Annotated in this window: 6 protein-coding genes; 4 read left to right on the forward strand and 2 right to left on the reverse strand. The window is 71.6% G+C overall.

Annotated elements, in window-relative coordinates:
- The 3 genes from HW445_RS34105 to HW445_RS08390 all read left to right on the forward strand — a co-directional run.
- A partial coding sequence (locus HW445_RS34105; RefSeq protein ID WP_374939620.1) for a type I polyketide synthase occupies positions 1–5,366 on the forward strand: 5,366 nt, incomplete at its 5' end.
- An 86-nt stretch (positions 5,367–5,452) separates the two neighbouring features.
- A complete protein-coding gene (locus HW445_RS08385) occupies positions 5,453–6,520 on the forward strand; it encodes an ABC transporter ATP-binding protein (RefSeq protein ID WP_308798648.1) in 1,068 nt (355 codons plus the stop codon).
- The gene (locus tag HW445_RS08390; RefSeq protein ID WP_218956720.1) at positions 6,517–7,392 is read left to right on the forward strand and encodes an ABC transporter permease; all 876 of its coding nucleotides are present in this window, start codon (positions 6,517–6,519) and stop codon (positions 7,390–7,392) included. Before HW445_RS08385 ends, HW445_RS08390 begins: the two co-directional genes overlap by 4 nt.
- A 126-nt stretch (positions 7,393–7,518) precedes the next feature.
- Here the strand turns inward: HW445_RS08390 and HW445_RS08395 are convergent, their stop codons facing one another.
- Together HW445_RS08395 and HW445_RS08400 are read right to left on the reverse strand one after the other, a co-directional pair.
- Entirely contained in the window at positions 7,519–8,268 is a 750-nt protein-coding gene (locus HW445_RS08395) for an ABC transporter permease (RefSeq protein WP_218956721.1), read from the reverse strand.
- Positions 8,268–9,254 carry an ABC transporter ATP-binding protein gene (locus tag HW445_RS08400; protein ID WP_180220392.1) on the reverse strand — a complete coding sequence of 329 codons (987 nt, stop codon included), beginning with the start codon at positions 9,252–9,254 and terminating at the stop codon, positions 8,268–8,270. Before HW445_RS08400 ends, HW445_RS08395 begins: the two co-directional genes overlap by 1 nt.
- Positions 9,255–9,511: 257 nt before the next feature.
- Here HW445_RS08400 and HW445_RS08405 point away from each other — a divergent pair.
- Positions 9,512–10,872: FAD-dependent oxidoreductase (locus HW445_RS08405; RefSeq protein WP_180220393.1), on the forward strand; the 1,361-nt coding region annotated here is incomplete at its 3' end.

Here is a 10,872-nt window from a genome sequence, read left to right on the forward strand (position 1 = left end):
GTGGAGGGCTCGTGACCAGTGAGGGTGAGCAGCGGCTCGGTCGGCAGGGGCTTCCGGTGATGGATCCGGAACACGCCCTGGCCGCGCTCGGCATGGCGGTTGCGGCCGAGCAGCCGTCCGTGGCGGTGGCGGACGTGGACTGGGCGCGGTTCGTCCAGCCCTTCACCGCCCTCCGCCCCAGCCCGCTCCTCGCCGACCTCCCCGAAGTGGCCGTCGCCCAGGACGCGGTGGACAGCGCTTCTCCCGAGCAGTCTTCGGCCCGCTCGGCCCTTGAGGAGCGCCTGCGGGGGCTCGAGGGGCCGGAGATCCTGACGGCGTTGCGCGAGGTGGTCCGCGAACACGCCGCAGCCGTGCTGGGACATCGTGACGTTTCCGCCGTTGCCCCCATGACGGCGTTCCGCGACCTCGGGTTCGACTCCCTGATGGCAGTCGAACTCCGTAACCGTCTTGCCGAGGAGACCGGGCTGCACCTGCCCGCGACCTTGGTGTTCGACTACCCGGACACGCAGGCCCTGGCCGCTCACCTTGCCGAACACCTGATGGACGATCCGGCCCGGAACATCGCTGTGCCGGATGTCCGGACGACGCCCGTCGACGATGATCCGATCGCGATCGTCGGTATGGGTTGCCGGCTGCCGGGTGCAGTGGCATCGCCCGAGGACTTGTGGCGGATGGTCAGTTCCGGGCTGGAGGGCATCACCGGATTCCCGGTGGACCGTGGCTGGGAGGGCGTCTCTCTCGCGGACCTGGACACCGGAGCCGGCGGGTTCGCGCGGGTCGGTGGCTTCCTTCACGACGCCGGTTCCTTCGATCCCGAGTTCTTCGGCATCTCGCCCCGCGAGGCCCTGGCCATGGATCCCCAGCAGCGGCTGGCACTGGAGACGGCCTGGGTGACGGTCGAGGGAGCGGGGATAGCTCCCACCAGCCTGCGGGGCAGCCGAACCGGTGTCTTCGTCGGCGGTTGCAGCCAGGGCTATGGAAGCGGGGCACTGGCACAGGGCGAGAAGGGTGTCAGCGGTCAGCTCCTGACCGGCACGGCGACCAGTGTGCTTTCCGGTCGGCTGTCGTACGCCTTCGGGCTGGAGGGGCCGGCGGTGACGGTGGACACGGCGTGCTCGTCGTCCCTGGTCGCCCTGCACCTGGCCGCCCAGGCGCTGCGCTCCGGCGAGTGCGACATGGCCCTGGCGGGCGGTGTCACGGTGATGGCGACGCCCGCGGGGTTCGTGGAGTTCTCCCGCCAAGGTGGTCTGGCCTCGGACGGTCGCTGCAAGTCGTTCTCCGACGACGCGGACGGCACGGGCTGGGGCGAGGGCGTCGGCATGCTCCTCGTGGAGCGTCTGTCGGACGCGCGCCGCAACGGGCACCAGGTGCTGGCGGTGGTGCGGGGTTCGGCCGTCAACCAGGACGGCGCCAGCAACGGGCTCACCGCCCCGAACGGCCCCGCCCAGCAGCGCGTCATTCGCGCGGCGCTCGCCGGGGCCGGTCTGACCGGCGCCGACGTGGACGCCGTGGAGGCGCACGGCACCGGCACGAAGCTGGGTGACCCGATCGAGGCGCAGGCCCTGCTGGCCACCTACGGTCAGGACCGTCCCGAGGACGGGCGGCCGCTGTGGCTCGGCTCGCTGAAGTCCAACATCGGCCACACGCAGGCCGCGGCCGGTGTCGCCGGGATCATCAAGATGGTCATGGCGATGCGCCACGGCATCCTGCCGCCCACCCTCCACGCTGCGCAGGCGTCGTCGAAGGTGGACTGGTCGGCGGGTGCGGTGGAGTTGCTGACGGAGGCTCGGGAGTGGCCGGAGACGGGTGAGCGTCCGCGTCGTGCGGGTGTGTCGTCGTTCGGCATCAGCGGGACGAACGCGCACGTCATCCTGGAGTCCGTCGAGGAGGAGCCGGAGCCCACCCGCGAGGCGAGGGCCGTGCTTCCGGTGGTGCCGTGGGTGTTGTCGGCGAAGTCTCCGGAGGCTCTGGCGGGCCAGGCGGAGCGTCTGCTGCCGCTGGCCGCGGCCGGGGTTTCGCCGGTGGATGTGGGCTGGTCCCTGGTGTCCGCGCGAACCCTGTTCGACCACCGTGCGGTGGTCTTCGGTGCGGACCGCGAGGATCTGCTGCGCGCGGTGGCCGAGGGCCGTTCGGTCGCGGGTGTGGTGTCGGGTGTGGTCGGGGGCGGGCGTTCGGCGTTCCTGTTCTCCGGTCAGGGTTCGCAGCGGGCCGGGATGGGCCGCGAGCTGTACGAGGCGTTCCCGGTGTTCGCGGACGCGTTCGACGCGGTGTGTGCGGAGCTGGACCGGCACCTGGACCGGCCGGTGAAGGAGCTGGTCTTCGACGCGGAGTCGGACCTCCTCGACCGCACCGTCTACACCCAGGCCGGTCTGTTCGCGGTCGAGGTCGCCCTGTTCCGGCTGATGGAGCACTGGGGCGTCACCCCCGACTACCTCCTCGGCCACTCCATCGGTGAACTCGCCGCCGCACACGTCGCCGGCGTCTGGTCGCTGGAAGATGCGGCTGCTCTGGTGGCTGCGCGGGGTCGGTTGATGCAGGCGCTGCCGGAGGGTGGGGCGATGGTTGCCGTGCAGGCGACCGAGGACGAGATCCTGCCCCTGCTCACCGACAACGTCTCCATCGCCGCCCTCAACGGACCCACCTCCGTCGTCATCTCCGGCGACGAGGACGAGGTCACCGCGATTGCCGAGCTTTTCGAGAAGTCGAAGAAGCTGCGGGTCAGTCACGCGTTCCACTCACCGCGCATGGAGCCCATGCTCGAGGAGTTCCGCACCCTCCTGCAGACGGCCACTTTCCACGCCCCGCGGATCCCGATCGTCTCCAACCTGACCGGTGAGACGGCCGGGGAGGAACTGCTGACCGCGGACTACTGGGTGAACCACGTCCGCCAGGCGGTCAGGTTCGCCGACGGCATCCGCCACCTCGACACCCAAGGCGTGAGCACCTACCTGGAGCTGGGTCCGGGCGGCGTCCTGTCCGCCATGGCCCAGGAGACGGCAGCCGAGGCCGCGTTCGTGCCGGCGTTGCGGAAGAACCGGGCCGAGACCGACGCCGTCGTCACCGCCCTCGCCGAACTCCACACCAACGGCACCACCGTCGACTGGAGCGCCTACTACGCCGCCACAAACGCCCAGCGGATCGGCCTCCCCACCTACGCCTTCCAGCACCAGCAGTTCTGGCTGAAGGAGAAGCCGGCCGTTCGTTCGACGCTCGCTTCGTCGGCCATGGACGAAGTGTTCTGGGAGGCAGTGCAGCGTGAGGATCTGTCCGCGATGGACCTCAGTGGTGATGTGCCGCTGAAGGACGCCCTTCCCGTGCTCGCGTCCTGGCGCGACCGGCAGCGGCAGCGGTGGACCGTCGACGGCTGGCGCTATCACGTCACCTGGAAGCCCGTCGCCGCCCCGGAGGCCGCCGCTCTCGAGGGCCGGTGGCTGCTGGTCGTGCCGGAGACGCTGGACGAGTTCACGGTCGAGTGGGCCGCCTACGGGCTGAAGAGCTCGGGCGCGGAGGTCGTGCGCATCGATGCCGACACCGACCTGACCGTTCACCAGGACGCGGCCGGTGTCCTCTCCCTCCTGGCGGTCGATGACGAGGACGTGTCGGACGCCGGTGTCGCTCCTGGTCTCGCCGCGACGCTCGAGCTGGTCCGGCGTCTGGGCGAGGCCGGTGTGCAGGCGCCCCTGTGGTCCCTGACCCAGGGCGCCGTCACCACCGGTGACGCGGACCCCGTGCGCAGCGCCGCGCAGGCGCAGGTCTGGGGCTTCGGCCGGGTCGTCGCACTGGAGGAGCCGCAGCGGTGGGGTGGTCTGGTCGACCTCCCCGAGGTCCTGGACGGGCAGGCGTGGGAGCGCACCGCCGCCGTGCTCGCGGGAAGTGACGGTGAGGACCAGGCGGCAGTACGTCCGGCCGGTGTCCTCGCCCGCCGCATCACGCGGGCGGCTCCCGCCCCTGCGGGCAAGGCGTGGAAGGTGCGGGGCACGGTCCTCATCACCGGTGGGACCGGCGGTCTCGGCGCCCGGGTCGCCTGCTGGGCGGCCGAGAACGGTGCCGAGCGCGTCGTCCTGACGAGCCGCCGCGGTCCCGACGCGCCGGGCGCGGCGGAACTGTGCACGCGAATCGAGGAACTGGGCGCGACGGCCACCGTCGTGGCCTGCGACGCCACCGACCGCGACGCCCTCACCGCCCTCGCCGACACTCTCCGCGCCGACGGCACCCCCGTACGCGCGGTGGTGCATGCGGCGGGGGCCGGGCAGATCACGCCGCTGAAGGAGATCGGTGCGGCGGAGCTGGTGGACGTGCTGCACGCGAAGGTGACCGGCGCCGCCAACCTGCACGCGGTCTTCGCCGACGCCGACGCCGACCTGGACGCGTTCGTCCTCTTCTCCTCCATCGCCGCCACCTGGGGCAGCGGCGGCCAGGCCGCCTACGCCGCCGCCAACACCTACCTCGACGCCCTCGCCCAGCAGCGCCGCGCCCGCGGCCTGACGGCCACCTCCATCGCCTGGGGGCCCTGGGCCGGCGGGGGACTGGTGACCACGGAGAGCGAGGAGCGGCTGGGGCGGCGGGGGCTTCCGGTGATGAAGCCGGAGCACGCGCTGGCCGCGCTGGAGATGGCTGTCGCGGCGGAGGAGACGTCCGTGGCGGTGGCGGATGTGGACTGGGCGCGGTTCGTCCAGCCCTTCACCGCCCTGCGCCCCAGCCCGCTCCTCGCCGATCTGCCCGAAGCGGCGGCCGTCGCCGATGACGAGGCCGATGCCCGGCAAGCCGCCGGATCTCCGGCCGCCCAGGGAGCGGACCCCGCCGCCGAACTGCGTGACCGTCTCGCCGCGGCCGGTTCCGGCAACGCCGGCGGCGCCGCCGAGGCGAGGGAGGAGATCCTCCTGGCGCTCGTGCGGGAGGAGGCGGCGCGGGTGCTCGGCGTCGACGACCCGGGGCGGATCAAGGTGCGGAACGGGTTCGTCGCGGCGGGATTCGACTCCCTGATGGCGGTCGAGCTCCGCAACGGACTGGGCCGCCGGACCGGGCTCCGGCTCCCGGCGACCCTGGTGTTCGACTTCCCGACCCCCGACGACCTCGTACGGCACCTTGCCGAGCAGTTCGCGCCCGAGGACGACGGAGACACGGCCGGCGAGGCCGGCGCCCTGGCGGAGATCGACAGGCTGGAGCGTCTCCTCGGTTCCCTGGCCCCGGAGGGCGGCGGCGGAGGCGACGAGGTCGCCAGGCGCCTGGAGGCCCTGCTCACCCGGTGGAACGGCGTCACCGCCGCACACCGGCAGGACGCGGAGCCGGACGTCGACGACCTGCTCGACGTGGCGACGCCCGACGAAATGTTCGAGCTCATCCAGCGTGAATTCGGAAAAGCCTGACCGACGGCCCGAGAGGAACGCGGCGCCGACCGGTTCGCGCGCCTGCCGATTCCCAGCCGATTCCCACCTACCGACGGAGAGTGAAAGTGTCAGAGACAGTAGAAGCCACGGGGGCACCGGGGACGGTGGGGAGCGCCGGCGACGAGGTCGTCGTCGTCCAGGACCTCGTCAAGCGGTACCACCCCGCGATGCCGCCGGCGGTCGACGGGCTGAGCTTCACCGTCACGCGCGGTGAGGTGTTCGGCCTCCTCGGCCCCAACGGCGCCGGCAAGACCACCACGATCCGCATGCTCACCACCATGGCCAGGGCCACGTCCGGCCAGGCGTTCCTGGACGGCATCGACGTCCTGGCGCAGCCCGACCGGGTGCGCGCCGTGCTCGCCGTGGTGCCGCAGCACAACAACCTGGACCGGTCGCTGACGGTCCGGCAGAACCTCCTCTTCCACGCCGCCTACCACGGCATCTCCCGGTCCGAGCGCCGTCGCCGGGCCGACGAGCTGCTGGAGCGCGTGCAGCTCGCCGACCGGGCGGACTCGCTCGTGGACGAGATGTCCGGGGGCCAGGCGCAGCGCGTCATGATCGCCCGGGCGCTCATGCACGACCCGAGCGTGATGTTCCTGGACGAGCCGGCCACGGGTCTGGACCCGCAGGCCCGGCTGTTCGTGCACGACCTGGTCGCGGAGCTGGGCCGTCAGGGCGTGACCGTGGTGATCACCACGCACGACATGGAGGAGGCCGCCAAGCTGTGCGACCGGATCGGCATCGTCGACCACGGCAAGCTGCTGACCCTGGGCACGCCCGAGGAACTGATCCACAGCCTCCCGGGCGGCACGACGATCACCCTCAAGCTGAACCTCCTGGACGACTCCGACTCCCCGCGCGACGTGACCGAGGCGCTGACCGGCGCCCCCTGGGTGGCGGCCGCGGAGTACGTGCCGGGAACGCCCGCCGCGGCACCGCCCTTCCCGGGCATGCCGGCCCCCGAACCGGAGGAGGACCGCTACGTGCTGAGCGTCGAGTCCGGCGCCGGCGACGTGCTGCCCGCCGTCTTCAAGGTGCTGGGCGAGCTGCACTGCGAGGTCAAGGACCTCGCGGTACGGGAGGCCAGCCTCGAAGACGTCTTCATCCACCTCACTGGCAAGGGACTTCGGTGACTCTCACGACTACCACGACGACCACGTCCGCCGACGAAGCGGTGGCGGACCGCGCCCGCCCGGCGGCTTCGCTCGCCCGTACGCCCACCGGGCCGCGGAAGGTCTCGCAGCGCCGCATCTTCACCTCCATCCTCTGGCGCGACGTGCTGGTCACGGTCCGTCAGCCGTGGCTGTTCCTGGCGGAGGCGCTGCTCCAGCCCCTGTTCATCCTGTTCGTCTTCGGCAAGGTCCTCGCCGACATGAACTACGTCGACGAGAGCTACGTGCCGCTGCTGCTGCCGGGCATCGTCGGCCTGACGGCCTTCATCAGCGCGCTGCAGGCCACCGCGCTGCCGCTGGTCATGGACTTCTCCTACTCCAAGGAGATCGAGGACCGGCTGATGGCCCCGGTCGGGGTCCGCCTGGTCGCCCTGGAGAAGATCCTGTTCGGCGGCATCCGCGGATTCGTCGCCGCCGCGCTCATGGTGCCGGTGGGGATCCTGATCCTCGGGGTGCCGTGGTGGCCGGCCTCGGCCCTGCCGGCGATCGTCGGCGTGCTCGTCCTCGGCTCGCTGCTGGGCGGGGCGCTCGGCCTGGTGCTCGGCACCATGGTTCCGGCCCGCCGGGTGGGTGTCGTCTTCGGCCTGGCGCTGACGCCGCTGATGTTCACCGCGGCCGCCCAGTACTCGCTGCTCAGCCTGCACGGTCTGCGCTGGTTCCAGGTGGCGGTCGGCATCAACCCGATCACCTACATCAACGAGGGCCTGCGGGACGTGCTGCTGGGGAAGGTCGAGTCGGTCCCGTACGGCATCGACATGGCGGTGCTGGCCGTCGCCACCGTGGTGGCCGCCGTCGTCGGCATCCGGGGCTTCACCCGCCGGGCCCTGGACTGACGGTCCCGCAGACGGAAGAACGGACGGAAGAAGGGCGGTGGGGCATCCGGATCCGGATGCCCCACCGCCCTTCTTCCGTGTCCCTGTCAGCCCCCTCCCGGGGGCAGGTGGGTCATGTCCCGCGGGTCACGCCCTGCGGCCCGAGCGCCGGTAGGCGTAGGCCGCGTAGGCGCCGAAGACCAGCAGCCAGGCGGCCAGGCCCACGATCGTGACCGCGCCGGGCGCGTTGCCGTCGACGGTGTCCCAGCCCAGCCGGCCGAGCAGGTGGCCGGGGGTCCACTCGGCCACCGAGGCCAGCCAGCCGGGGAACTCCGACAGCGGGAACCACAGACCGCCGATCAGAGCCAGGGTCAGGTTGCAGATGATGTTGGTGACGTTGGTCGTCTGCGCCGACAGCTGGTAGCCGTTGGCGATGCCCAGCATGGTGAACGGCAGCGAGCCCACCCACAGCAGCAGCGTCAGGGCGAGCCACTGCCAGGCGTCCAGCCGGACCCCGTTGCCGATCATGGCGGTGAGGAACACGACGACGACGGCGGGCAGGACCATCAGGGAACCCGTCACCGCACGGCCGAGCACGACCTGGGCGGGCGAGAGCGGGGTGATGCGCAGCTGGCGCAGCCAGCCCACCGCCTTGTCCTCGGCGACGGCGGTGCCGGTCGTCAGGCCGGCGCTGAGGGCGCCGTATGCGGCCAGCCCCACCATCGCGCTGACGGCCCAGTCGGAGGAGCCGGCCGAGGCCTTGTCGCCGACGTTGGTGAACATGATGTACATCAGCACCGGGGTGCCGATGCCGAAGATGACGAAGCCGACGTCACGGAGCGTGCGGCGCAGCTCGAAGTTGACGTAACGCGACACCAGCACGACGTTGCCGGCCATCACATACCTGCCTTCTGGGAGGTCACGGGGGCGTCCGCGGAGGAGGACGCGGCGGAAGAGGAGGCGGTGGAGGAGGAGGCGGTGGCGGCGTGCGAGGTGAGGCTGAGGAACGCGTCCTCCAGACCGGCCGCGGCGATCTCCAGGCCGCGGGGCGCCACCAGCCGCGGCAGCGCGCCCACGGTCGCGTCCGAGTCCGAGGTGCGCAGGCGCACCCGTCCGCCGGCCACCTCGACGGAGACGACTCCGGGAAGTTCCTCCAGACCCGAGGGCAGCGGACCCGACGGGAGGTCGAAGGAGACGACACCGACCCCTACCGTCCGCTTGATCTCCGCGCTGCTGCCGTCGGCGATCAGACGGCCCCGGTCGATGACGACGATCCGGTCGGAGTTCTGGTCGGCCTCCTCCAGGTGGTGCGTGGAGAACAGCACGGTCTTGCCGCGGTCGGTGAAGGTGCGCATGGACGCCCAGAAGGCCCGCCGGGCCTGGACGTCGAGCGCGGCCGTCGGCTCGTCGAGGACCAGGAGGTCCGGGTCCCCGGCCATCGCGACGGCGAAGCTGACCCGCTGGGCCTGACCGCCGGAGAGCTTGTCCGCACGACGCCCGGCCAGCTCCGTCAGACCCGCCAGCTCCAGCACCTCGTCCACCGGCAGCGGCGCCGGGTAGGTGCCGGCCACGAACGACACCAGCTCGCGCACCGTCGCCCGGGAGACCGGCTTGAAGTCCTGGAGCATCGCCCCGACCCGCCCGTCGCGGACCGCCTGGACCGGGGGGACGCCGCACAGCCGCACCGAGCCGGCGGTCGGATCGTCCAGGCCGAGCAGCAGCCCGATGGACGTCGACTTGCCCGCGCCGTTGCGGCCCAGCAGGGCGACCCGTTCACCCCGTCCGATCGTGAGGTCCAGGCCGTCCACGGCGCGTACCGCGCCGAACTCCTTGACCGCGCCGGTAAATACGACCACCGGTGTCGTCGTGTGGATTGTCGTCATGCGCTCACTGTACGAGGAGTGTTCCGCGCGGGGTAGCAAGCTTTTCCGTTTCTCCAGGTGTGTGAATAACACTGCACGGAGGCCCTTCACGCACGCTGTGCTTTCTCCGGTGGCCGGAAAGGAAACAGGGGTCTTCCCCGATAGCCACCCCTATTCACCCCTGACTCGGAGATCTTGCCGCCGCCTTCCGGAGGGATCCCCTCCCTTGCCGTAGCGTGGTTCGTTATTCAGGCGACGGGAAAGGAATCGATTCGGGTATGACTGCACACGGACATGGACGAGCGGTGGTGCTGGGCGGCGGTTTCACCGCGATGCTCACTTCGGCGATGCTGGCCCGGCACATCGACGAGGTGGTCGTCGTGGAACGCGACGAATACCCGGCCGGGGCACTACCACGCAAGGGAGTTCCCCAGGCACGTCACTGTCACATCCTGTGGTCCGGCGGCGCACGCATCGCCGAGACCTATCTGCCCGGCATGACGAGGAAACTGCTGGACGCCGGAGCCCATCGCATCGGGATTCCCGACGGCCTGGTCTCCCTTACTCCCTTCGGGTGGCAGCACCGTTTCCCGTCGACCGAGTTCACCCTCGCCTCGAGCCGCGCGCTGCTGGACCAGGTGATGCGGGAGGAGACGCTGCGTCAGGACCGGATCACCGTGCTGGAGCGCACGGAGGTCCTCGGACTGGCCGGTGGAGCCGACCGGGTCACCGGAGTACAGATTCGCGATCGCGACTCGGGTGACGAGCGCCTGCTCGAGGCCGATCTGGTGGTCGACGCCACCGGCCGGGGCTCGGGCATGCGCCGCTGGCTGGAGCGGATCGGCGTGCCGGCGCCCGAGGAGGAGTCCGTGGACACCGGCATGGTCTACGCGACCCGGGTGTTCCAGGCCCCGGAGGGAACGGAATCCGGGTTCCCCCTGGTCAGCGTGCTCGCCGACGCCAGACGGCCGGTTCCCGGGCGCGGCGCGGTCCTGATGCCGATCGAGGACGGGCGGTGGATCGTCACCCTCTCCGGCACCCGCGGCGGCGAGCCCCCGGCGGACGCAGCGGAGTTCCTCGCCTTCGCGCGCGACGGCGTCCGGCACCCGCTGATCGGTGACCTGATCGAGGGACTGGAACCGCTGACCGCCGTGCAGCGCTCCCACTCCACCGTCAGCCGGCGCCTGCACTACGACCGGCTCGGCGTCTGGCCGGAGGGCCTGGTGGTGATCGGCGACGCCACCACCGCCTTCAACCCCGTCTACGGACACGGGATGAGCGCCGCGGCCCGCAGCGTCAAGGGCCTGGAGGAGCAGCTGCGCGATCGGGGCCTCACCGCCGGACTCGGCCGTGCCGCCCAGCGCGCGGTCGCCCGGGCCGCCGACGAGGCGTGGACGATGGCGACCTCCAACGACGTCGGTTACCCCGGCTGCCGGGTCTCCGGCACCGATCCGGCCCTCACCGGGTCGGCGGCCGACCGGCGCGACGCCGACATGATGGGCGCGCTGGCCACCCGCAACCGTGACGTCGCCCGGGCGGCGCTCGCGCTGATGACCCTGTCGGCGACCGTCATGGAGATCCAGAGCCCGCGGCTGTTCGCGGCGCTGCGCCGCGGCCCCGAGGTCCCGGTGCTCACCGC

It is taken from the genome of Streptomyces sp. UH6, from assembly GCF_013421635.1.
Lineage (GTDB): Bacteria > Actinomycetota > Actinomycetes > Streptomycetales > Streptomycetaceae > Streptomyces > Streptomyces abyssomicinicus.

Bases quoted from the DNA above. Each gene is read 5' to 3' on its own strand.
- HW445_RS08395 (WP_218956721.1), bottom strand. From the start codon at position 8,268: ATGGCCGGCAACGTCGTGCTGGTGTCGCGTTACGTCAACTTCGAGCTG.
- HW445_RS08400 (WP_180220392.1), bottom strand. From the start codon at position 9,254: ATGACGACAATCCACACGACGACACCGGTGGTCGTATTTACCGGCGCG.